The sequence below is a fragment of the Pseudomonas sp. PsB genome (assembly GCF_043658375.1).
Taxonomy (GTDB): Bacteria; Pseudomonadota; Gammaproteobacteria; order Pseudomonadales; family Pseudomonadaceae; genus Aquipseudomonas; species Aquipseudomonas putida_Z.
Map to the genome: position 1 here is coordinate 199,570 of NZ_JBIGLU010000004.1, position 20,581 is coordinate 220,150.

At 63.0% G+C, this 20,581-nt stretch carries 24 protein-coding genes; 12 read left to right on the forward strand and 12 right to left on the reverse strand.

Features of this window, described 5'->3' with window-relative positions:
• Positions 1-153: 153 nt before the first annotated feature.
• On the reverse strand, positions 154-387 hold the full coding sequence (locus ACGLHT_RS08605) for a PLDc N-terminal domain-containing protein (RefSeq protein ID WP_004376302.1): 234 nt from the start codon (positions 385-387) through the stop codon (positions 154-156).
• Between the two features lie 185 nt (positions 388-572).
• Here ACGLHT_RS08605 and ACGLHT_RS08610 point away from each other — a divergent pair, with 185 nt between their 5' ends.
• The 8 genes from ACGLHT_RS08610 (at position 573) to ACGLHT_RS08645 (ending at position 4,738) form a co-directional block, all read left to right on the forward strand.
• Entirely contained in the window at positions 573-1,076 is a 504-nt protein-coding gene (locus ACGLHT_RS08610; protein ID WP_274078453.1) for a CinA family protein, read from the forward strand.
• Between the two features lie 23 nt (positions 1,077-1,099).
• Positions 1,100-1,606: a hypothetical protein gene (locus ACGLHT_RS08615; RefSeq protein WP_075045506.1), complete on the forward strand. Its 507-nt coding sequence runs from the start codon at positions 1,100-1,102 to the stop codon at positions 1,604-1,606.
• A gap of 9 nt (positions 1,607-1,615) precedes the next feature.
• Positions 1,616-2,059, forward strand: a complete 444-nt coding sequence (locus ACGLHT_RS08620) for a DUF421 domain-containing protein (RefSeq protein ID WP_004376294.1) — start codon at positions 1,616-1,618, stop codon at positions 2,057-2,059.
• 147 nt (positions 2,060-2,206) lie between these two features.
• Entirely contained in the window at positions 2,207-2,671 is a 465-nt protein-coding gene (locus ACGLHT_RS08625; RefSeq protein ID WP_025339512.1) for a hemerythrin domain-containing protein, read from the forward strand.
• Positions 2,671-2,916 (forward strand): hypothetical protein, encoded by a 246-nt coding sequence (locus ACGLHT_RS08630; protein WP_025339513.1) that lies wholly within the window; start codon positions 2,671-2,673, stop codon positions 2,914-2,916. Before ACGLHT_RS08625 ends, ACGLHT_RS08630 begins: the two co-directional genes overlap by 1 nt.
• 45 nt (positions 2,917-2,961) lie before the next feature.
• Positions 2,962-3,099, forward strand: a complete 138-nt coding sequence (locus ACGLHT_RS08635) for a hypothetical protein (protein ID WP_274119966.1) — start codon at positions 2,962-2,964, stop codon at positions 3,097-3,099.
• An 86-nt stretch (positions 3,100-3,185) separates the two neighbouring features.
• A complete protein-coding gene (locus ACGLHT_RS08640) occupies positions 3,186-4,295 on the forward strand; it encodes a mechanosensitive ion channel family protein (RefSeq protein ID WP_274119967.1) in 1,110 nt (369 codons plus the stop codon).
• A 107-nt stretch (positions 4,296-4,402) separates the two neighbouring features.
• Complete coding sequence (locus ACGLHT_RS08645; RefSeq protein WP_274078457.1) at positions 4,403-4,738, forward strand: hypothetical protein; 336 nt, start codon at positions 4,403-4,405, stop codon at positions 4,736-4,738.
• Between the two features lie 18 nt (positions 4,739-4,756).
• Here ACGLHT_RS08645 and xth read toward each other — a convergent pair whose 3' ends face one another.
• Both xth and ACGLHT_RS08655 read right to left on the reverse strand, forming a co-directional pair.
• Positions 4,757-5,551 (reverse strand): exodeoxyribonuclease III, encoded by a 795-nt coding sequence (gene xth / locus ACGLHT_RS08650; protein ID WP_274119968.1) that lies wholly within the window; start codon positions 5,549-5,551, stop codon positions 4,757-4,759.
• Entirely contained in the window at positions 5,548-5,790 is a 243-nt protein-coding gene (locus tag ACGLHT_RS08655) for a hypothetical protein (RefSeq protein ID WP_003257678.1), read from the reverse strand. Before ACGLHT_RS08655 ends, xth begins: the two co-directional genes overlap by 4 nt.
• Before the next feature lie 42 nt (positions 5,791-5,832).
• Between ACGLHT_RS08655 and ACGLHT_RS08660 the strand changes: the two genes are divergently transcribed.
• Positions 5,833-5,982, forward strand: a complete 150-nt coding sequence (locus tag ACGLHT_RS08660) for a hypothetical protein (protein ID WP_170978856.1) — start codon at positions 5,833-5,835, stop codon at positions 5,980-5,982.
• A gap of 387 nt (positions 5,983-6,369) precedes the next feature.
• Here the strand turns inward: ACGLHT_RS08660 and ACGLHT_RS08665 are convergent, their stop codons facing one another.
• The 4 genes from ACGLHT_RS08665 to ACGLHT_RS08680 form a co-directional block, all read right to left on the reverse strand.
• Positions 6,370-6,984 carry a hypothetical protein gene (locus ACGLHT_RS08665; RefSeq protein ID WP_274120014.1) on the reverse strand — a complete coding sequence of 205 codons (615 nt, stop codon included), beginning with the start codon at positions 6,982-6,984 and terminating at the stop codon, positions 6,370-6,372.
• 667 nt (positions 6,985-7,651) lie between these two features.
• On the reverse strand, positions 7,652-8,986 hold the full coding sequence (locus ACGLHT_RS08670) for an MFS transporter (protein ID WP_274119969.1): 1,335 nt from the start codon (positions 8,984-8,986) through the stop codon (positions 7,652-7,654).
• Positions 8,987-9,039: 53 nt separating this feature from the next.
• A complete protein-coding gene (locus tag ACGLHT_RS08675) occupies positions 9,040-10,110 on the reverse strand; it encodes a C45 family peptidase (RefSeq protein ID WP_274120015.1) in 1,071 nt (356 codons plus the stop codon).
• Between the two features lie 117 nt (positions 10,111-10,227).
• On the reverse strand, positions 10,228-11,157 hold the full coding sequence (locus tag ACGLHT_RS08680; protein WP_137164245.1) for a LysR family transcriptional regulator: 930 nt from the start codon (positions 11,155-11,157) through the stop codon (positions 10,228-10,230).
• 244 nt (positions 11,158-11,401) lie between these two features.
• Here ACGLHT_RS08680 and ACGLHT_RS08685 point away from each other — a divergent pair, with 244 nt between their 5' ends.
• Together ACGLHT_RS08685 and ACGLHT_RS08690 are read left to right on the forward strand one after the other, a co-directional pair.
• Positions 11,402-13,123, forward strand: coding sequence for an amidohydrolase (locus ACGLHT_RS08685; RefSeq protein ID WP_274119970.1), 1,722 nt, complete (start codon positions 11,402-11,404; stop codon positions 13,121-13,123).
• A 213-nt stretch (positions 13,124-13,336) separates the two neighbouring features.
• Entirely contained in the window at positions 13,337-14,125 is a 789-nt protein-coding gene (locus tag ACGLHT_RS08690; RefSeq protein WP_046613854.1) for a formate/nitrite transporter family protein, read from the forward strand.
• Between the two features lie 243 nt (positions 14,126-14,368).
• Here the strand turns inward: ACGLHT_RS08690 and ACGLHT_RS08695 are convergent, their stop codons facing one another.
• Positions 14,369-15,295, reverse strand: a complete 927-nt coding sequence (locus tag ACGLHT_RS08695; RefSeq protein ID WP_274119971.1) for a transporter — start codon at positions 15,293-15,295, stop codon at positions 14,369-14,371.
• Between the two features lie 118 nt (positions 15,296-15,413).
• On the opposite strand from ACGLHT_RS08695, the gene ACGLHT_RS08700 reads away from it, so the two are divergent.
• Positions 15,414-16,310, forward strand: coding sequence for a LysR family transcriptional regulator (locus ACGLHT_RS08700; RefSeq protein WP_085616145.1), 897 nt, complete (start codon positions 15,414-15,416; stop codon positions 16,308-16,310).
• Between the two features lie 328 nt (positions 16,311-16,638).
• On the opposite strand, the gene ACGLHT_RS08705 is transcribed toward ACGLHT_RS08700, so the two are convergent.
• From ACGLHT_RS08705 to ACGLHT_RS08720, 4 genes are all read right to left on the reverse strand, one after another.
• Positions 16,639-18,063 (reverse strand): OprD family outer membrane porin, encoded by a 1,425-nt coding sequence (locus tag ACGLHT_RS08705; RefSeq protein WP_274119973.1) that lies wholly within the window; start codon positions 18,061-18,063, stop codon positions 16,639-16,641.
• Between the two features lie 104 nt (positions 18,064-18,167).
• Complete coding sequence (locus ACGLHT_RS08710; RefSeq protein ID WP_085616138.1) at positions 18,168-18,575, reverse strand: OsmC family protein; 408 nt, start codon at positions 18,573-18,575, stop codon at positions 18,168-18,170.
• A gap of 145 nt (positions 18,576-18,720) precedes the next feature.
• Positions 18,721-19,620, reverse strand: a complete 900-nt coding sequence (locus tag ACGLHT_RS08715; protein WP_274078535.1) for a LysR substrate-binding domain-containing protein — start codon at positions 19,618-19,620, stop codon at positions 18,721-18,723.
• A gap of 22 nt (positions 19,621-19,642) precedes the next feature.
• The gene (locus ACGLHT_RS08720; RefSeq protein WP_085588350.1) at positions 19,643-20,581 is read right to left on the reverse strand and encodes an HlyD family secretion protein; all 939 of its coding nucleotides are present in this window, start codon (positions 20,579-20,581) and stop codon (positions 19,643-19,645) included.

Below are 20,581 nucleotides of genomic sequence, written 5' to 3' on the forward strand. Positions count from 1 at the left end.
GCTTGCGTTGCGTTTCATCACGAGCTGTTTTCTGCGCAGTGGAATCATGGGACGTGCCAGTTGACCCATCAGGACGCTGCGCATCATTGTCCCGTTCCTCTTCACCTTGGGTTCCGCTGCGAGGTGTCTCCGATCCTTTCTTCATTTCCCCTCCTACCCCTTGCTATGTTCAGGCGACGACGGCCCGGTACCGCGTTTGATTCCACGCGGCCCAAGCACGCCCCAGATGGCAAGGCCGACAATGGGCAGCGCCAACAGCAACAGTGCCCACATCGCCTTCGTCACATCGCTCTTGTCACTGCGGAAAACACTGACGATGGCCCACAGATCGAGCAACACAATGATCGCCGCCACAGCGATCCAGAAATACGTCACAGGCTCGGTCATGATCGCTTCTCCTCTGCTTGTTCCGGCAGCAGCGCGAGGTCCGCACCGCCGCCCTCCTACCTAGAGGAAGCCGGCAAGCGGAACAAAGTTCAGGAAGCTTTCCCCGCCATTGATCGGTGGCACAAGCAATGAACCAATCCCGCAGGAAACACGTCCACCACAAGACAATGCACGAGTGACTATCCATGACGACCGACCCCGTACTCGAGGCCCTTGATTACCTCAAGGCCCACAAGCTGGTACTGACCACCGCAGAATCGTGCACGGCCGGTGCCATGGTTGCGCTGCTGGCAGCAGTGCCGGGGACCGGCGAGGTACTGGAAAGCGGCTACGTGGTGTACTCGCCCAGTGCCAAGAAACGTCTGCTCGGCGTCAGCCCGCAGACTATCGAACGCTACGGCCTGACCAGCGAGGCGGTCGCCTGGGAGATGGCGCTCGGCGCATTGAAAGACAGCGACGCCACCGTCGCCATCGCCAGCACGGGTGTCGCCGGGCCGGAGCCGCAGGGTGCCATCGCCCCGGGCACGGTGTGCTTTGCCTGGGCCTTTGCCGGCGAGCCCTTGGCCGTGTTCACTCGCAGCCAGCGCTTTTTTGGCGAGCGCGCGGAGGTAATCCGCCAGGGCGCGCTCTTCGGCTTGTCGCACCTGGCCCATTACCACCAACGCTGGCTGCGCGGTGAGCGCGCCTGAGGGCTACGTGAGGGGCTACGAGCATGGACGAAGACGAGCTGGCTTCAAGGCACCACCCCGTCGAAGAAGACATGCGAATGCAGCAGCGGGTCTGGCGTTTCGAACGGGTGGGATGGTACGCGCTGGTGCTGGTCGTGCTGCTGGGCCTGGCCGGGTTGTTCGGCAACGGTCCGCTCAGTGACGCCCAGGTCATGAGCGAGGACGGCCGGGTGCATGTGGAGTATCAGCGCCTCAGCCGCAGCGGCACCACCGACAACCTGCGCATCACGGTTCGCGGTACTGCCGGGGAGCCTGTGATGTTGTTGCTCGGGGGGACCCTGCTACGCGAAGCCAGCATCGAAACGCTGCAGCCAGAGCCGCAAGTGTCGCGTTCCCATGGCAGGTCGCTTCTGCTCCAGCTCGGCACCAGCAAAGAGGGTATCGCCACCCTCTACCTCACCCTGCGCAGCGAATACGTCGGTACTCTCGAAGGTGTTGTCAGCGCGGGCCCGGACAGCACAGTGCATTTCTCGACCTTTCTTTACCCGTAGGAGCGCGACATGGACTCCATTCTCCGTGCGACAGGCATGTACATCGCGCTGATGCTGCTGTTTCGCGTGGCTGGCAGGCGCTCGCTGGCAGACTTGACCACCTTCGACTTCGTCCTGCTGCTGATCATCGGCGAAGCAACCCAGCAGGCATTGCTCGGCGAGGACTTCTCGTTCACCAACGCCATGCTGGTGATCGCCACACTGATCGTCCTGGATGTCGGCCTTTCGCTGGCCAAGCTCAACTCCAAGCGCCTGGCCCGGCTGGTCGACGGCCACGCGACACTGGTCGTGGATCACGGGCGCTTTCTCCACCACCGAATGCGGCGGGCACGGCTGACCGAAGACGACATTCTCGAATCGGCGCGGGACAGCCAGGGCATCGAAAGCGTCGGGCAGATCAAGTTCGCCATCGTCGAGCGCAACGGCAAGATCTCGATCATCCCGCAGGAGTGACCCTGTCGCACCGGTGCAACCTGCGTGGTTCCTTGTGGGTGCAGCCTTCGCGAAACCAGTACGTTGATCATCCGCTTTGAACCTTGGCGCGCGGGCCCTACTCCATCGAAGGCAATCGTGATTTTTCCAGCCCCTAAGAGGTGTTGCATGAACGCTATCGATTTGTTGATCCAGGACCATGAACTGGTGAAGAAGCTGCTGGAGGAACTGTCCTCCACCACTGAGCGCGCAGTGAAGAAGCGCGCCGAGTTGCTCGAACGCATCAAGCAGGAAGTAAGCATCCACACCGCCCTGGAAGAAGAGCTCCTGTACCCGGCCATCAAGCAGGCCGGCGGCAAGGAAGAAGCGAAGATGTATTACGAAGCCAAGGAAGAGCACCGCACCGTCGACTCACTGGTGCTGCCGGACCTGCTGCAAACCGAGACCGGTACCGTCGAGTTCGCCGGGCGGGTCAAGGTGATGAAGGAACTGTTGGAACACCATATCGAGGAGGAAGAAAGCGAGCTGTTCCCGACCGCCCGCAAGCTGCTGGGCAAGCAGGAACTGGATGAGCTCGGCCAGGCCATGGAAGCGCAGAAGAAACTGCTCAAGGGCGAACAGCGTGCCGCGTGATGGAGGCCTGGATCGACTTTCTTGAATGGCCCGCCATGGTCCTGACGGTACTTGCCGCCTGGTGCATCGGCTCACGGCGCCCAGGCCGGCGCAAGCTGGGTTTCTGCTGCTTCATTGCCAGCAACGTGCTGTGGGCCGCCTGGGGGTGGCAGGCGCAAGCCTGGGCGCTGATCCTCCTCCAGGGCTGCCTGTGCGCCATGAACCTGCGAGGCTGGAAGAAAAACACTGCCGTGGAGTCGGGCTGAAAGCCCGGTTTCATGCCTGAAAGCCCAACGGCGAGGAGCCAGACCATGATCGAACCCAACACACCCGACCCGTACGTGGACGAAGTACCCCACAACCCAGGCGAGCCTGTGCCTGAACAGGAGCAGGAAGCGCCCGACTGGCCCGAAGGCCAGGTGCCGCCGGAGGAGCAGTCCGACGGCTGAGGCTCACCTAACGAGTGGCGTTGCCTGCTTCGCCGGCAATGCCGCTCCCCCAGTCACCCAATCCTGCGCAAGGAGGCAAGTGTCTCATGAGTGATCGCATCATCGCCTTGTTCACCGATACCACATTGTTCGGAGTTTCCGTTCTCAATTTGTTGCTGGCACTGACGGTAGCGCTGCTGACATTCCTCGTGGCGCGGGCGGCCATCAGTTTCATGCTGCATCGGGTCAGGCGCTGGTCCGAGCGTGACGGCGCGCTCAGCCAGGTGCTGGCCAAAGTGCTCGCCGGGACCAGCAATTTTCTGCTGTTCCTTGCCTCGCTGTTGGTGGGCCTGAGCATGCTCGACCTGCCCGAGCGCTGGCTGACCCGGGTCGGTAGCCTGTGGTTCGTGGTCGCGGCATTGCAGATCGGGCTGTGGGCCAACCGCGCCATCGGCCTGGGCCTGAGTCGCTACTTCGCCCGGCATCGCACCGACGGTTTGAACCAGGGCAGCGCGCTGGCCACGCTGTCGGCATGGGGCGCGCGGGTGCTGTTGTGGTCAGTGGTGCTGCTGGCGATGCTGTCCAACCTGGGCGTGAACATCACCGCCTTCGTCGCCAGCCTGGGGGTAGGCGGTATCGCCGTTGCACTGGCAGTGCAGAACATCCTCGGCGACCTGTTCGCCTCGCTATCCATCGCCGTCGACAAACCGTTCGAAGTGGGCGATTTCATCGTCATCGGCCCGCTGGCCGGCACGGTGGAGCACGTGGGGCTGAAGACCACACGCATCCGCAGCCTGGGCGGCGAGCAGATCGTCATGGCCAACGCCAGCATGATCAGCAGTACCATCCAGAACTACAAGCGCCTGCAGGAACGACGGATCGTGTTCGAATTCGGCCTGTCCTACGACACGCCAACCGAGGCCGTGAAGAAAGCACCCGCCATTGTCGAGGAAGCGATCAGGGCACAGCAGCAGGTGCGCTTCGACCGTGCCCACCTGCGCGGCTTCGGCAAGGAGGCGCTGGAATTCGAGTGCGTGTATATCGTCAAGGACCCCGGCTACAACCTGTACATGGACATCCAGCAAGCGATCAATTTCCACCTGCTCGAGCGCTTCTCGAAGGTGGGTGCAAAATTCGCCGTACCGGTACGCGCGATCAAGGTCACGGCCTTGCCAGAGGAATCGAAGCGCGGGCCTCAAAGTATTCACGTGGGGTAACCCGCCCCCGTGCATGTCAGCGCTCGAAGCATTCCGTCGCTTTCACGGCACGGCCGTGGGTAATGCAGGCCGAACAGAAGGTGACCAACCCGCAACGGAGTATCGCCATGAAGATCATGAAGCCTCATTCGTTACTGCTCGCGCTGTACCTGGGGGTCAGCGCACCTGTGGTGCTGGCAGCCACCGACCTGAACGATCAGCGTGCTCCTGGCACGCAGCCGCATGACAGTGGGCACATGAACGGCCAAGGCGGAGCGACCGGCTCCGGCACGCCTGCGGATGCCATGGGGTCGGGCTCTGGCGGCACCGATAGCAATGATACTGACAATACCGGTGGCGATGGCACTACCGACCGATCGGGTAGTGACAGCAATGGATCGGAACGCGGCAACGGGACAGGAAGCTCCGGTGGTTCGGGCTCCAGCGGTAGTTCCGGTAGTTGAAGGTTCGCTCGAACTGCCCTACGGCCGACGACGCGTGCTCAGCTCGATCCAGACTGGTGCATGGTCGCTGGCCTTGGGTTCGTTACGCACCCAGGCATCGACACCAGCCCGCTTCAGGTAAGGCGCGAGCTCGGGGTTGAGCAGCAGGTGGTCGATACGCAACCCGGCGTTGCGGGCCCAGTGGTTGCGGAAATAATCCCAAAAGGTATAGATGCGTTCGTCCGGATACAGATGACGAATGGCATCGACCCAGCCTTGATTCAGCAGTTTCTGGTAGCACGCACGTGATTCGGGCTGCAGCAGCGCGTCCTTCATCCAGGAGCGCGTGTTGTAGATATCCATGTCGGTAGGCACCACATTGAAATCACCCGCCAGCACCGCGGGATGACCACTGTCATGCAGCCCTTTCACATGGGCGATCAGGCTTTCGAACCAGCGGAGCTTGTAATCGAATTTCGGCCCCGGTTGCGGGTTGCCGTTCGGCAGATACAGGCATGCCACCAGCACGCCCTGCACCGCTGCCTCGAGGTAGCGGCTCTGGTTGTCGTTTTCCATGCCAGGCAGGCCACGACGTACTTCCAGCGGTTCGCTGCCCCGCGCCAGAATGGCCACGCCATTCCACGAAGGCTGCCCTTGGTAGAGGCAACCATAACCCGCCGCTTCGAGCGCCTGGCGAGGAAACTGCTGATCCGCCGCCTTGAGTTCCTGCAGGCAGGCGATGTCGGGCTTTTCCCGCTCCAGCCAGGCCAGTAGTGCCGGCAGCCGGCTACGAATGCCGTTGATGTTGAACGTGGCAATCTTCAGCGCTTTCATGCGTCTGGGTCGCTGACGTGGGCCTGCACGGCATCTTCCAGAGCACGCACATGGGCGTCATCGGCCAATGCCTTGAGTGCCAGCCAGTCGTCCCAATCGATGGCGCCATCGTCACGCAAAGCCTCGGCGGTGCGCAGCAGTTCATGGTGGTAGGCATCCGGCGACTCACGCCGGTAACTGATGTCGTCATACTGGGCGTACCAGGCCTCAAGCTCAGGGATGCTGCGTTCAATGCTCATAAGGGAGCCCTCACGGTGTCCTTTGCATTAAGAGCCTCAACCATGCAGCGACGTTCAAATCCGAGTATCGAGTCGCGAACGGAAATCACCATCGCCACCACGCTGCAACGAGCGCAAAAAACCAATGCAGGCGGCCTGCCGCCTGACGGCGGGCAGCTGCTACCCGCGATATTTCTATTGGTTCGCGCCTGAGCCGTCAGCGGATGGGGAGAACAGCACATAACTCATTGAATTAACGGGGACTTTGTGGGAGCGGCTTTAGCCGCGAACACCGGCGCAGCCGGTGCCATGCACCGCGTTGGATTCTTCGCGGCTAAAGCCGCTCCCACAGGGTACGCGCACTGTTTGCGGATTCAGTTCTCTACGCGACAGCGCAGCCCAAAGGACCGGGCGATATCCCACAGAACTGCGCGGGACCTTGTGGGAGCGGGCGCGCCCGCGAAGAGGCCAGATCAGGCGACACATCACTTCGGGCCTTTACCAACCGCCAGTCGAACCGCCCAGACGCTGCGCATGAAACGAGCTCGCCGCGAACCAGGTTTCCCGGTTCGCGGCGTAATTGAAGCGTTATTCAGGCAATCAGGTAGGAATGCCAGCCAGCCGCCAGACAGGCGCCGGAACCGGTTCGGCCTGGCTGCGTTTGCGTGCCCACTGGGTCAGGGCAGCCATCATGGCAAAGCCAAGCAGGATCAGTACCGGATAAGCCAGCAGCAACTCGGTCAGCGAGTATTTCCAGGCCAGTGGCCGGCCAACGCCCAGCATCGCCGCATACAACCAGGACACACCCGACAGTGCGCCGGAGAACAGTGCGAACATCCGCACGCCAAAATTAAGATCCAGCAAGTTGCCCGCCTTGAGCAGGGCAGGCAATACATAACGATGCAACAACATGCCATTGAAGGTCAGCAACATGACAATAATGACCTTCGCTTGAAGTTTCGGATTGGCAAAATAGTTCATACCTTTATCAAGGTAGTCAATTCCAATCACTGCGGCGCCCGTGAGCCACAAGAATATCAGGGCATTGGCCACGGACTTCTGCAAGCTCGTCATATGCTTACTGTCATGCCCGGCCTCTTTATTACCTTTCAACAAGTTCCTGACCATCTCGGCGTCACTGGCGAATACCAGGCCGATGGCAATGCAACAGGCCAGTAAATGAACGTAAATCACCGACAACCGCACCAGCTCCATGGATTCTTTCTGCCCGAACAGGCTAATAATTGTATTAATCTCCACGACGTTTTCTCCACGTAATGCGTTAGCGCTAGATGACCTTGCAATAGGCGTGCGAACGATTTAATCGCAGCGGCAAAGCCAAATTCGACTCGTTAAATGAAAAAGCAGATCATTATTCAATACACACGGTGGCTCACCCGAAGAGCCTCGGTTGGGCATGGCATTGCTCCACTATTCAGGAAAAAAAAAGCCCCATGAGCATCCCTGCGATGCCGATGAGGTTGAACGTCCATAAGTTCTGGGGGAAAGGCGCGAGGTGCAATCACATTGAAGGCACCTGCTGGCAAATAGGAGTCAGCGTCGCCCAAATCGTTCATTTCTCAAGCAAAACGACCGACAGGCGGTACACTAAATCAAGTTAGTTAGTTTGCTAAGTTGTTGTAATTTGACCGAGTGGAAAGTTTTATCGGCAACTGGATCCAAACTTCGCAAGTGACTTTGAATGCTCTATTCCGCAGTTTCGCAGATCTCGTTTTGCAGGTGGCCGTGGCTGAAGTGCCATCAGTCAGGCCAAGGCCAGCCCCATTCCGATCGCCTCGCGCTGCCAGCAGCCCGTCTGTCGCCTCCAGCCTGCCAACACCCTCAAATTTGTCCTGGGTGATGGCAGGCAGCGCAAATACCCTCAATGACTGCCCAATGCCGCAGACGCCACGCGCCCCGGCACCTCCTCATCGATCTGCGCCATGCTCAATCGCGATGTCTCGCGCAGCATGAGCGAACACACCGCAACCAGTGCAAGTGCCCCCGCGCCATACAGCGCCACGCCCAACGGGTCATGGTTGGTGAGGATCAGGATGGCCGTGGCGATGCTCGATGCGGTGCCGCCGCCCAGCGCGGCGCCGATCTGGTAGCTGGCCGAGATACCCGAGTAGCGCATGCTGCGCGGGAACTGCTCGCCGAGGAAGGCCGGGATAGGCCCTTGGGTCGCGCCCATCAGCAGGCCGGTCAGGCTGTAGGCGCACAAGGCGATGGCGAAGCTCTTCATGCCCACCAGGGAAAAGAACACGAACAGCCCCACGGCCATTGCCACTGCGCCAAAGCACATCACCGTGCGCCGCCCCAAACGGTCCGACAGGTAGCCGAACAACGGTGCCGACAGCACGATGGCGACCGACATCGCCAGGTCGAACATCAACGCCTCGGTGCTGCCAAAGCCCACCTGCGTGGCGTAAGTCAGGAAGAAGGTGCTGCCGATGTAGGCGATGGTGCAGTAACCGAAGGCGATCCCGGTGCACAGCAACAGCTGCCGCGGACGTTGGCGCAGGGCCGCGGCCAACGGTGCATGTTCAGGTTTGGTCACGGGCGTGGTGGCCGCTGCCGGTGCCTTCAGGCGCGTGTACAGGCCGATCAGCACCAAGGTACCGCCCAGCCAGAACGGGATGCGCCAGGCGAAATCGACCAGGTTGTCGTCAAAGGCCGCGCTGACGATGGCGAACACCCCAGCCCCGAGGATGCCACCCACGCCAATCCCCATGCTTGTGAAGCTACCCCACAGCCCGCGCCGCCCCGGTGGCGCAGACTCGATGCCGAACAGCGCGGCACCACCCCACTCCCCGCCAGCCGCAAAGCCCTGGACCAGGCGCAGCAGCACCAGCAGGATCGGCGCGGCCACGCCGACGCTGGCATGGCCGGGCAGGCAGCCGATGAGGAAGGTGCTCATGCCCATCAGCAGCAAGGTGGCAACCAGCACCTTCTGCCGGCCGATGCGGTCACCGAAGTGGCCGAACACCAGGCCTCCCAACGGTCGGGCAAGAAAGCCCGCACCGAAAGCGCTGAAGGCCACCAACGTGGCTGTCAGGTGGTCCATCTGCGGAAAGAACACCTGGGGAAACACCAGTGCGGCGGCGGTGCCGTAGATGATGAAGTCATAGAATTCCAGCGCCGTCCCCAGTCCGGAGACGCAGAAGGTTCGCAAGGCGGAACGGGATGACGCAGGGCGGGAATGTTGCGCATGCATTGTTGTTGTTCTCGTTCAGCGGCGCCGCCTTGAGCTGGCGGCACCGGGTTGGCTCAGAAAGTGTCGAAGCCGGCTTTGGCCAGTTGCACAGGCGTGCCGGCCACGTACTGCAGGGCACAGCGTTCGGTGTCGATGCCGACGCTGAGCAAGGTTTCCCAGCGTTCGGTATCGGGCATGGCCATGTCCGGGTGGAAGCAGATTGGCGCCCTGTCGCCCTCGGCGCCGCACATGGCCTCGGCCCGGGCACGCAGGTCAGCGCTGGTCATCTGGCCGACCACCTGCTCGAGGTGGCCCAGGCGGCATTGGGTATCGGCACGGTCGGCGACCTGCTCGCCCAGGCTCAGCTGTGGGTCGAGGAAGTGATTGGTGTGCAGCAGCCAGCCGTCTTCCCGTGGCAAAACCAAGGCGGTGCGCGCGGGGCTCAATTCGATGCTGGCCGCGCGCGGGCTGCGGTCCTGGCGGGAGAACACTGTCAGCACGGTGGAGGCACTGACCCGCGCCGAACGGGCAAGCTCGATGGCCTCCTCGACACTGCTGGCCTCCTCCAGCAGACGCCGGGCGATGGCGTGCACCGGCACACCACCACTGTCGTTGTCACTGGCGTGGTGGAGGATATTGAAGTGCAGGCCGAGGCCCGCGCTGTTCACACCAAGCTTGGCGAGCATGCCGAACTCGCAGAACAGCTTGACGTTCATGCCGCGCTCGGTGTGCAGCGCCAGCATCAGGCCATGGGGGCACAGGCTGTCATGCCAATCCCAGGTCTGCAGGGTCTGCGGCGCACGTGCGCCACGGGGTGCATGCACGGTGGTGGAGCATTCGCTGTGGCGGGTTCGGGCCGCCAGTACTTCAGTGCGGGCGTTCAGGCTCGCCAGCTGCCACAGCGGCAGCTCGGCACCGCTGGCCATGCCGGCCACTTCCGCGGCCAGGCCCGGGCTCCAGGCTTCCAGGGCTGCCAAGCTGTTTTCGCCGATGCGCTGCGCCTCACTCAAGGGCACGCCAACCCGCGGGAAAAAGCCCAGGTACAGTGCGGTGGTGGTACGGATCTGCTCGGCGAAGCGCGCACCTATCTGGTGGCCACGCTCGAGGGGGTTGCGGATGTCGCTGACATGGGTGTGGATCTTCAAGGCGGGGAACTCCTGGTACAGGCCGCGGTGGTCAGGCAAGCCCCGCTAGCCTAACGAGGCCTCCCCCAATCGATCATCGCCACAACCCGCACAACTTTTGTGCCCCGATGGAAAAACTCAGCCCCGTGCCAGCGCCTGCGCGCCCTGCCCGTGCAGGTGCTCATGCAGCAAGGCAATGAACGCCTGCACCTTGCGGGTATTGCGCCGGTGCGGCAGGTAAAGCACGTGCACCCAGGGGCCGAACGCGCTCAGCGCCCGCCAGTAGTCGGGCATCACCTCCACCAGCTGCCCGTTGGCCAGGTAGGGGGCGGCACACCAGGTGGGTACGAACTGCAAGCCCTGCCCATCGAGCAGGCAGGCCAGCAGGAAGTCGAAGTTATCGCTCACCAGTCGAGGGGTGGGCTGACGCACACGCAGCGTCTGGCCGCCGTGTTCGATCCACCAGAAGCTGCGGTTGAGCAGCGGGTGGCGCAACAGCAGCCAGTCGTGTTGGGCATAGTTCTCCAGAGTGATCGCCTCGCCTTTTTGGGCCAGGTAGGCAGGGCTGGCGCAAAGGATCACGCGGTTCTCGATCAGCGGCTGGGCGATCAGCTCCGGCTGGTCGGTGGGGCCGTCGCGCAGCGACAGGTCGTAGCCGCCATCGATCAGGTCTTCGTTGGCATCGTTGAGGTTGACCTCCAGGCGCACCTGCGGGTGCTCGCGCATGAAGCGGCAACACACCTGGTTGAGAAACGCGGGGCCGAACGACGGTGGCGCGGTAATGCGCAGGGTACCGCGCAGCGCGTGCTGCAACTGCTCCACTTCCTCGGTCACCCGTTGCAGGTGCATCAACGCCTGGCGCGCGCCTTCCAGGTACAAGGTACCGGCCTCGGTCAGCGCCATGCGCCGGGTGGTGCGTTCGAACAGGCGCACGCCCAGTTCGCTCTCCAGGTGCGCAACAGCCTTGGTGATGGCAGACGGCGTCTTGCCCAGTTGCTCGGCCGCACGGCTGAAGCTGCCGTGCTCGGCGGCAGCGACGAAGATGGTCAGGGCCATCATCTTGTCCATGGTTTCTTCCTGTTCGGCACAAACGGTTGGAGTGATGCGAGGGTGGCGAGTATCTGCCCCTCCTATCAAACCCGCAAATGCCGCCGATTTGAATAGGCACGGCAAGGTCCGCTGCTTGCACCCTGGCAAATACGGGCTCGGGATTCTTTCCTCATCACGAAAAAAGTTGTGCCCGCCCTCGCCTTTATCCGCCCTGGCCCCCTGGCTAGGCTGCGGCGCCATCACGACAACAACGAGGCACAGCATGAAGCAGCTCCTGAAGATGGCAATCAGCGCCGGCCTGGCCTGCACCTGCATGCCGGGTTTCGCGTCAGTGGACCTGATCCTGCACAACGCCAAGGTCTACACCGCCGAGCCCAGCCAGCCCTTGCAGCAGGCCGTGGCTGTCGAAGGCGAGAAAATCGTCGCGGTAGGTGCCGACCAGGCCGTGCTACGCCTGAAGGCCAAAGGCACCCGGGTCATCGACCTGGGTGGCAAGGTGCTGATGCCGGGCATGCTCGACGCCCACTCGCATGCCATAAAGGGTGGCCTGCAACTGGTGCTGGCCGACCTCGCCGGCGAGCAGGTTGCCCTGGACGAACTGGAACGGCGCCTGCGCCAGTGGCGCAGCGACGGCAAGGCCGTGCGCGGCGAGTTCCTTGTCGTCGGTGGTGTACCGGGCACCTACTGGAATGACATTCCGGCGCTGGAACAACGCTTCAACCACGGCGAATGGGCCGAGCAACCGATCCTGTTCGCCGCCAACGACATGCACACCGGCTGGGCCAACCAGGCCATGCTCAAGCGCGCCGCAATCGATGCCGACACCATCGCTGCCCTGCCTGCCGAGGCACGCAACACCATCGGCCAACACCCGGACGGAACACCAAACGGTTTCCTCGCCGATGCCAGCTACTACCCGGTGACCGACCTGCTGCCCGCGCTGCCCCACGCCACCCTGCTGAGCGCAGGGCGCATGGCCCTTGACCATTACAAGCAGCTGGGCATCACCGGCTGGATGGACCCGCTGGCCAACGAGCTGCCGGGGGCCGATGTGAACAACCATTCGCTGGGCGTACTGCCGGTGTACAAGGACCTCTCCGCGCGCGGCGAGCTGACCGCCCACGTCGCCGCCCTGCTGATGGCCGATTCCAGGGCCCGCCCTGCCGACCTGGACGAACTGGACAAGGTACGCCGGCAATTTCTCGGCGTGCACAACCTCACCCTGCCGGGCATCAAGGTGTTTGCCGACGGCGTTGCCGAAGCGCCAGCGCAAACGGCGGCGATGCTCGAGCCCTACAGCAACTCCGGCAAGCACGGCGAACTGCTGCTGGACCCGAAGCACTTTGGCGAGCTGGTCAGTGCCGCCGACGCCCGTGGCTGGCTGGTGCACGTGCATGCCATCGGCGACCGCGCCGTGCGCGAGGCGCTCAACGGCATCGAGCAGGCCCGGCGTGATCGCCACAGCGGCATCCCCCATTCCATCACCCACTTGCAGATGGTCAACCCCACGGAATACGCCCGCTTCAAGCAGCTCGACGTGATTGCAGCAATGCAGCTGTACTGGGCCAGCGCCGACCAATCGAACATGGAACTGGTCAAGCCGTACGTGAACGCCATGGCCTTCATGCACACCTTCCCGGCCCGTTCGCTGCTCAAGCATGGCGCCACCCTTGCCGGCGCCAGCGACTGGCCGATCACCACCCCGGACCCTTGGCAGGCGATCTACCAGGCCATCAGCCGCAAGGGGCCCAAAGGTGTGCTCAACGCTGCTGAAGCCATCGACCGTCAGGTGATGTTCCAGGCCTATACACTCAACGCCGCCCGCACCATGCGCCTGGAGCAGCAGATCGGTTCGCTCAAGGTCGGCAAGCAGGCCGACATGATCGTGGTTGACCGCGACGTGCTCGACGTCGATGCCGAAACGCTGCGCGATACCCAAGTGCTGCAGACCTGGTTTGCCGGGAAGCTGATCTACGCGCGCTGACCTGCGGGCCTCATCGACGCGGTCTATCAGCTCATCCATTCCATCGATTTGACCGCGTCAAATTGCCTCATGTAGCTTGCCGCCCTCTTCGCAGCTGGCCCAAAGGTGCGCGTTACACCTTTGCGCCAGCTGCGCAGCCTACCCCGTACTGATCAAGCCCCACCACGGCGTGCCTGCCAGTTGCGTCGCCGTCACTGTGTTCGAGTTTGCGAAATGTCCGTCAACAGCCCCACCCGTATCACCGAGCTCGTCATCGAGAGCGGCGTCAAAAAAGCCCATCTATCCACCCATGCGACACTGGTCCTGGGGTTTCTCGCAGGTGCATTCATTTCGCTGGGGTTTCTCCTGGCTATCCACGTCAGCACCATGATCCCGGTACAGTGGGCCTCGTTCGGCACACTGCTGGGCGCCGCGGTATTTCCCATCGGCCTGATCCTGGTGATCCTGGCCGGTGGCGAACTGCTCACCGGCAACATGATGAGCTTGCCCTTGGCGATGTTCGCCCGGCGTATCGGCCCAGGCGCCGTGGCGCGCAACTGGCTGCTGGTGACCGTCGCCAACCTGTTCGGTGCACTGTTCGTTGCCGGGTGCTTCGGTCACTTGCTGGGCCTGACCGAGGGGGCCTACCTGAACAAGATGTTGGCGGCTGCGACCAGCAAGACCAACGCCGACTTCCTCCACGCCTTCGTGTCCGGAATCGGCTGCAACTGGCTGGTGTGCCTGGCAGTGTGGCTGTCGTATGCCAGCCGTGAAATGAGCGGCAAGATTCTCGGCATCTGGTTCCCGATCATGGCGTTCGTCGCCATCGGTTTCCAGCACGTGGTAGCCAACATGTTCCTGATTCCCGCAGCGATCTTTGCCGGCTACCTGAGCTGGGGGCAGTTGGTGGAGAATCTGGTGGCCGTGTTCCTGGGGAATGCGGTGGGTGGGGCGATCTTCGTGGGGTTGGCGTACTACGTGTCCTACGGTGTGCCTTCGCAGGAGGCGTGCGAGGTGCAGTGAGGCATTGCGCAACCGCGGTGTCTGGCACCGGCTTGGCCGGTGTTCGCGGCTGAAGCCGCTCCCACAGGTACAGCGCAAGCCTTGCGCCAGGCGCGGTTCTGCAAGCTGCGCGTATCGCCTACCGTTGCTGACGCAGTCGGGCTGTAGCCTAATGCCGGTCGTTTAGGCAATTGGGGCCGCTTTGCGGCCCTTCGCGGGCTTGCCCGCTCCCACAGGTTTTCATTCGGGCGAATCAGTGCCGATCTAGAAGGGCAACAGATAGCGCAACGTCAGCTGATTGCCCTCGGACCGGTTCCTTGCACCCTGCTCCACATAGAAGTTGGCGTAGAACGCCTGCTTGCCTCTGCCGTACATCACGCCAGGCCCCAGGGCCAGCACGCGCTCCTTGGACGCTGACTGCCGGTGGCCGTCGATCCGGTCGGCCGATACCTGCTCCAGGTGATAACCGGCAAGGCCCACCCGCCAGGCATTGGAGATTGCGTAAGACACCGAGAAGTTGCTGTGCACCGCCTCGCCGGGCTGAATGTCGTCGGCCTGCAAACGCCTGGCCGGGTCTTCGTTGCGGCTCGACCAGGCGTAATGAAGGCGCCCACTGACCTCGAGCCGGTCGGTCAGCTCCCAGGTAAAGGCGTAGTGCGGGCTGACCACCCACAGGTTGCTGCCGACGTTGATGCTGGCATCACGGTCGTAATCCCCGGTGGGCGCGGTGATTACCAGGTTCAAACGCTGCCAGTACGGGCGCCCGAACAGTTGCACCGGCGCCCATTGCAGGAGCAACGGGCTGAAGATCAGGTCGCCCTGACGCGTGCGTGAACCGTCCGGGCCGTTATCGATATCGACTTCCAGGTGCACCAGCGGCAACAGCACTTCCATACCGTAGTTGGCGCCCAGCAGCTTGTGCTCGGTGATGTAGGCCAGGTGCGGCAGCACCGTGGTGCTGTGTACTTTCTGACGCCCCGGCACCGCACTGCCGTGGCTGTCCGTGGCGTCCTGAGCGCGATAGTGCTGGATCGGCAGTTCGAACAGCATGCCTGGCCGTACGACCCCATCCAGGAAGCTGGTGTTGCCCAGCGGCAACGGCGGCAGGCCGACAGCATCGGCCACGACTTCTGCGCTGCCCAGTGCCGTCGCCAGCGACAACAGTGCAGCGGACTTTCTATAAGGCCTCATCCAGGTCTCCTGTGGGCATTCATGTTTCAACGCCAATCTGGAAACGTTAGAGCTCTCACGCTGCATGCGCTAGAGCTGATAAATTGGTCACAGAGTTCCATCTGGGGAACGATCGAACATGGAAGACCTGAACGACCTGTATTACTTCGCCCAAGTCGTCGAGCACGGCGGTTTCGCACCGGCCGGGCGGGCACTGAACATTCCGAAATCCACACTCAGCCGGCGCGTCCTGCAGCTGGAGGAACGCCTGGGCGTACGCCTGCTCCAGCGTTCCACCCGACACTTTTCGGTGACCGAGACGGGCCAGGAGTTCTTCCAGCATTGCAGGGCCATGCTGGTGGAAGCGGAAGCGGCCCGATGGGTGGTCGAACGCACCCGCGCCGAGCCCCAGGGCACCGTGCGCATGAGCTGCCCGACAACCCTGCTGCATTACCGGGTTGGCGGGCTGGTCAGTCGATTCATGGCCGAAAACCCGAAAGTGAAGGTGCACCTGGAACCCACCAACCGCCGTGTGGATGTATTGGGCGAAGGCCTCGACCTGGCGCTGCGGGTGCGCTTCCCGCCGCTGGAGGACAGCGACCTGGTCATGCGCACACTGGCCAGGAGCCCGCAGCGGCTGGTCGCGAGCCCCTCGCTGGTGGAGCGGCTGGCGCTGCAGCTGCCCGTCGAACCAGAGCAGCTGGGTGAGCAGCCAAGCCTGGATTGGGGGCCACCCAGGGACCACATCTGGCAACTTGAAGGGCCCGACGGCGCGCATGCCGAAATCCGCCACACGCCGCGCTACATCACCGATGACATGAGCGCACTGCGGCAGGCAGCACTTGACGGTGTAGGCATCGTGCAATTGCCGTTCATGGTGGTTGACCAGGACCTGGAAAACGGCCGCTTGGTGGAGCTCAACCCGCAATGGGAACCGCGCTGCGGCATCGTCCATGCGGTGTTCCCTTCCCGCCGCGGCCTGTTGCCCTCAGTGCGCAGCCTGATCGACTTTCTGGCCGAACATATCTGGGAATGACCGGCGCTATGCCGGCGCCTGGCCGATGTCAGGCCGGGGCCGCCTTGCGGCCCTTCGCGGGCACGCCCGCTCCCACAAGTACGGCTGCGCTGTCGCGTAGAGAACTGAATTCGCAAGCAATCCGCGTCACCCTGTGGGAGCGGCTTTAGCCGCGAAGAATCCAACGCGGTGCATGGCACCGGCTACGCCGGTGTTCGCGGCTAAAGCCGCTCCCACAGGGCCCCTGCTAATTCAATGAGTTATGTGCAGTTCCATGAGAGCGGGCTTGCATGACCAAGCATCATCCCTTCAGCGGGCCTGTGCGTCGTGGCCAACGCACATCACGCAATCAGAACAGGCTGATCGGGTAATCGACGATCAGGCGGTACTCATCGGCACTGGAGTTGCCGCGGGTATTGCCAGGCGCGGTATAGCCATCACCCTCGCGGTGCGTTGCCCAGCGCAGGGTCAGCGACAGGTCCTTCGCCGGGCCGGCTGGCACCTGGTACTTGAGGGCAAGGTCGCGTTCCCAGTGCTTGGCGTGCTTGCCGTCCGGGTTGTAGATATAGCCATAACCGACGCTTGCTGGGTCGACACGGGTGAGGTCGGCCTCGCCCCGGGTATAGGCCGCGATGAACTGCAGCGAAGGTGCCCCCAGCGGCGCCAGGCTGGTTTCGTACTGCAGGCGCCAGGACTTTTCACCGGGGCCGTTGAAATCGGCAAATTGCTGGGAGTTGCTCAGGTAAAGGAAGACACGGTCGTTCTGCGTGATGTAGTCGAACGGCGTTCGGCCGTCGACCTTCTGCAAGCCCAGGGTCAGGGTCTGGCCATAGGCTGTCGCGGAGATACCGGCGCTGTAGGTGTCGTTATCGATGTCACCCAGCTGGCTGCGCCCTTGGTCCCGGGTCTTGAAGTAGTGCAGGTAGGGTTTGAGCAGCAGCGCATCATTGACCCGAAACACCTGCGAAACCCCCAGGTAATACTGATTCCAGATGTCTTCCAGCTGGCCGCCATAAACTGTCAGCTGCAGCCCTTGCGGCCGGCCATACACCGCGCCAAGCCAGCCGATATGAGGGCTTTCGCGGTCCGCCGCCACACCCGCGCTGTTGCGCGCGCCATAGGCGGTGACCAGGTGGGAGTGGCCGCTCTGGTTGCGCAGCCGGGTAGATTCCACGAACCCGGCATCCAGCCACAGGTCGTCGATGCCATGGTTCTTCAGGGTGACGCCACGATACGTCTGCGGGAACAGGCGGCTTGTGCCGCTCGCCACCACCGGGTTCTCGACCAATTGGTCGCCGGCCTTCAGCAAGGTGTCGAGGTACCTGAGCTTGAGCGCCGCGCCGGCACTGGAAAACGTGTCACCCGGCTTGAGCGATGAGTCCAGCGGGAGCAAGCCAGCGCCGCCACTTCCACCACCGCCATCGAGCTTGATGCCGAGGAAGGCGTGCGCATCCACGCCCAACCCGACAGGCGTATCGGTGAAGCCCGAGCGGAACGAAAACAGAAAACCCTGGGCCCATTCGGTCGGGTTGCGGGGTACCAGGTCAGAGTGGTTATCGCGCTGGAAATAGTAGTTCCTCACCAGCGCATCCAGGCGCGCGCCTTCGACCAGACCGGGCGGGATGCCCAGTTCCACGGCCTGCCGGTCATTGACACCGGTGAAGATGTTGTCCTTCTGGCCCAGGGCGTTGTCGGCCTGGGCAGGCGCCGCAAGCACCAGGCCGAGCCCCAACGGGCAAAGCAGCAGGCGCCGATTCGCGTCGAGGGTCGCCATCGTCGTGCACCTCATGCCCGCCAAGGGATAGTTGGCGCATGTACTCATGTGCTGCTCCTCTAACCGGCAGCCGGCAGCCGGCAGGCGCAACGCTGCGCCTGGCCTCATCCAACCAGCTTGCTGGCGATGATGATTTCGCCGCTCAACACCTTGTGAATGGGGCAGGCATTGGCAACTTCCAGCAAGCGCGTGCGTTGCTCTTCGCTCAGCGGCCCGCTCAAGCGAATGTCACGAGCGATCTGGATCCGAGGTTCGCGCCCCAGTTGTTCCTGCTCGATGCGGATATCCACATCGATGGCTTGCAGCGGCATTTCCTTGCGCTGTGCGTACATGGCAACCGTGATGGAAGTGCAGGCGCCGAGGGATGACAGCAACAGCCCATGGGGTGACGGCCCGACATCTCCGCCGCCTGCCGCCGCATCAACATCGCTGGCCCACTGGTGCAGGCCATCTGTCACGTTCACCTGGTACGCCACGCCTGCAAACGAAGCGCGGATTGCTCGCTCTGACATTGAAACTCCTGATTGACGATTGCCTGCGGCCACCCTGCTGCACAGGCTGCAAAGCTTGAATGATAGATGCCCGACGTAACTGACGGTAGGCGATGAAATGCGCCGCAGCGTTCTGCCTGGTGAACGCTGCGCCCGGTCAAAGGCGCTACGCCGTCCGCTCGAACGCCACCGCAAGAAAGTCGATCAACTCCCGCACTGCAGGCGTCAGCCCTCGCCGCGAAGGAAACAGGGCGATTACCTCGCCCATCCTGGGTACCCAGCTCTCCAGCACGTTCAGCAAACGCCCGGCGGCCAGGTCATCCTTCACCATATCCGCTGGCAGCAGCACCACGCCCACGCCCGCGAGCGCGCCTTGGTACAGCACCGCGATATCGTCGGAGACCAACCGTGGGCGGAAGCGAATGGACGCCACCCCGCCTTCGGGGCCGTCCAGGTCCCAGACGTACTCCTGAACATTCGCCCCCCAGCCAAGGCTGGGCAGTTCAAACAGGTCGGCAGGCTGCAGAGGGCGGTCGTACTGCGCCAGCAAGCCGGGCGAAGCCACCAGGCACTGGCGGCTCTGCGCCAGTTTGCGCATCACCAGCTCGCTGCTTTCCAGCGGTTGATGGCGCACGCTCAGGACCAGGTCGAAGCCCTCGCCGATCACATCGACCCGCCGGTTGTAGCTCTTCACCAGCAACTCCACCGCCGGGCATTGCACCATGAACTGCCCAAGCATCGGCGCCAGGCGTGCATCCAGCAGCGAGGTGCTGCAGGCCAGCCGGACAATGCCGCTGGGCACGGCGCGGCTGCGCTGGATAGCGTCCTCGGCAGCAAATGCCCGATCGACCATCGACATACAGTGATGGTAGTACTCCAACCCCACTTCGGTGACCGCGAACTGCCGGGTGGAGCGCTGGATCAGGCGCACTCCCAGGCGGTCCTCCAGATTGGCGACTCGCCGGCTCAGCCGCGACTTGGGCAGGCCGAGCGCGCGCCCGGCCGATGCGAAACCGCCACACTCGACCACCTTGGTATACAGGTACAGCTCATTCAAATCGAACATCATGCTCATCGCCCACCCCCAGCTATTCGAGAATGGTCACGGTGGCAGTGGTCCCCGCACGCAAGGGTGGCGCATCGGCACTGCGCTCCAGGCGCAGCCGTACCGGGATCCGCTGGGCAAGCTTGACCCAGGTGTAGCTTGGGTTGACGTTGGCCAGCAGGCGGTTGCCCGGCTGGTTCTCGCGGTCGGTGATGGCATAGGCGATGCTCTCTACCGTGCCATCCAGCACCTCGCCACTCATCAGGGCGATGCGCGCACGGCTGCCCACCTTGATTTTCGGCAACTTGGTTTCCTCGAAATAGCCACTGACGTGGAACGACGAACTGTCGACCAGCGCCAGCAGCGGCATGCCCGGCTGGGCATAGTCGCCCTGGCGGGTCAGCAGGTTGGTCACGTAACCGCTGACCGGGGCGCTGACCCGGGTGCGTTCGAGGTCGAGCCGGGCCTGCTGCAGCGTGGCCTCGGCGAGTTGCACGTTGGCCTGTGCCAGGCCGAGGTTGGACTGTTCGCGCAGCAGGTCGGCCTGGGCCACGGCCACGTCGGTGCCGGCCTTTTCCCACTCTTCGGCAGAGATTGCCGACATCGATTGCAGCTTGCGTCGGCGTTGCTCTTCGCTGCGCCGCTGCTTGAGCTGCGCCTCGTTGGCGACGATGGCGGCCTGCGACTGGCCCAGCGCCGCACGCGCGACTTCGACGGCTCGCACAGCATGCAGCACGGCCAGCTCGTAGCGCGCCGGGTCGATCTGCAGCAGCAGGTCGCCCTGCCTGACGAACTGGTTGTCCTGCACTGGCAGCTCGATGATGCGCCCTGCCACCTCGGCCGACAGGGTCACCACATCGGCCCGCACACGGGCATCACGGGTCCAGGGCGCACGGGTGTAGTAGTCCCAGGCAAACCAGCCCAGCACCACCGCAAGCGCCAGCACCGCCAGGGTCACGGCTTTGGCAAGAACAGGTTTCAA

Excerpts from the sequence above, each read along its gene's own strand:
- ACGLHT_RS08605 (WP_004376302.1), bottom strand. The coding sequence starts at position 387 with ATGACCGAGCCTGTGACGTATTTCTGGATCGCTGTGGCGGCGATCATT.
- ACGLHT_RS08610 (WP_274078453.1), top strand. The coding sequence starts at position 573 with ATGACGACCGACCCCGTACTCGAGGCCCTTGATTACCTCAAGGCCCAC.
- ACGLHT_RS08615 (WP_075045506.1), top strand. The coding sequence starts at position 1,100 with ATGGACGAAGACGAGCTGGCTTCAAGGCACCACCCCGTCGAAGAAGAC.
- ACGLHT_RS08620 (WP_004376294.1), top strand. The coding sequence starts at position 1,616 with ATGGACTCCATTCTCCGTGCGACAGGCATGTACATCGCGCTGATGCTG.
- ACGLHT_RS08625 (WP_025339512.1), top strand. The coding sequence starts at position 2,207 with ATGAACGCTATCGATTTGTTGATCCAGGACCATGAACTGGTGAAGAAG.
- ACGLHT_RS08630 (WP_025339513.1), top strand. The coding sequence starts at position 2,671 with ATGGAGGCCTGGATCGACTTTCTTGAATGGCCCGCCATGGTCCTGACG.
- ACGLHT_RS08635 (WP_274119966.1), top strand. The coding sequence starts at position 2,962 with ATGATCGAACCCAACACACCCGACCCGTACGTGGACGAAGTACCCCAC.
- ACGLHT_RS08640 (WP_274119967.1), top strand. The coding sequence starts at position 3,186 with ATGAGTGATCGCATCATCGCCTTGTTCACCGATACCACATTGTTCGGA.
- ACGLHT_RS08645 (WP_274078457.1), top strand. The coding sequence starts at position 4,403 with ATGAAGATCATGAAGCCTCATTCGTTACTGCTCGCGCTGTACCTGGGG.
- xth (WP_274119968.1), bottom strand. The coding sequence starts at position 5,551 with ATGAAAGCGCTGAAGATTGCCACGTTCAACATCAACGGCATTCGTAGC.
- ACGLHT_RS08655 (WP_003257678.1), bottom strand. The coding sequence starts at position 5,790 with ATGAGCATTGAACGCAGCATCCCTGAGCTTGAGGCCTGGTACGCCCAG.
- ACGLHT_RS08660 (WP_170978856.1), top strand. The coding sequence starts at position 5,833 with ATGCAGCGACGTTCAAATCCGAGTATCGAGTCGCGAACGGAAATCACC.
- ACGLHT_RS08665 (WP_274120014.1), bottom strand. The coding sequence starts at position 6,984 with ATGGAGCTGGTGCGGTTGTCGGTGATTTACGTTCATTTACTGGCCTGT.
- ACGLHT_RS08670 (WP_274119969.1), bottom strand. The coding sequence starts at position 8,986 with ATGCATGCGCAACATTCCCGCCCTGCGTCATCCCGTTCCGCCTTGCGA.
- ACGLHT_RS08680 (WP_137164245.1), bottom strand. The coding sequence starts at position 11,157 with ATGGACAAGATGATGGCCCTGACCATCTTCGTCGCTGCCGCCGAGCAC.
- ACGLHT_RS08685 (WP_274119970.1), top strand. The coding sequence starts at position 11,402 with ATGAAGCAGCTCCTGAAGATGGCAATCAGCGCCGGCCTGGCCTGCACC.
- ACGLHT_RS08690 (WP_046613854.1), top strand. The coding sequence starts at position 13,337 with ATGTCCGTCAACAGCCCCACCCGTATCACCGAGCTCGTCATCGAGAGC.
- ACGLHT_RS08695 (WP_274119971.1), bottom strand. The coding sequence starts at position 15,295 with ATGAGGCCTTATAGAAAGTCCGCTGCACTGTTGTCGCTGGCGACGGCA.
- ACGLHT_RS08700 (WP_085616145.1), top strand. The coding sequence starts at position 15,414 with ATGGAAGACCTGAACGACCTGTATTACTTCGCCCAAGTCGTCGAGCAC.
- ACGLHT_RS08705 (WP_274119973.1), bottom strand. The coding sequence starts at position 18,063 with ATGGCGACCCTCGACGCGAATCGGCGCCTGCTGCTTTGCCCGTTGGGG.
- ACGLHT_RS08710 (WP_085616138.1), bottom strand. The coding sequence starts at position 18,575 with ATGTCAGAGCGAGCAATCCGCGCTTCGTTTGCAGGCGTGGCGTACCAG.
- ACGLHT_RS08715 (WP_274078535.1), bottom strand. The coding sequence starts at position 19,620 with ATGTTCGATTTGAATGAGCTGTACCTGTATACCAAGGTGGTCGAGTGT.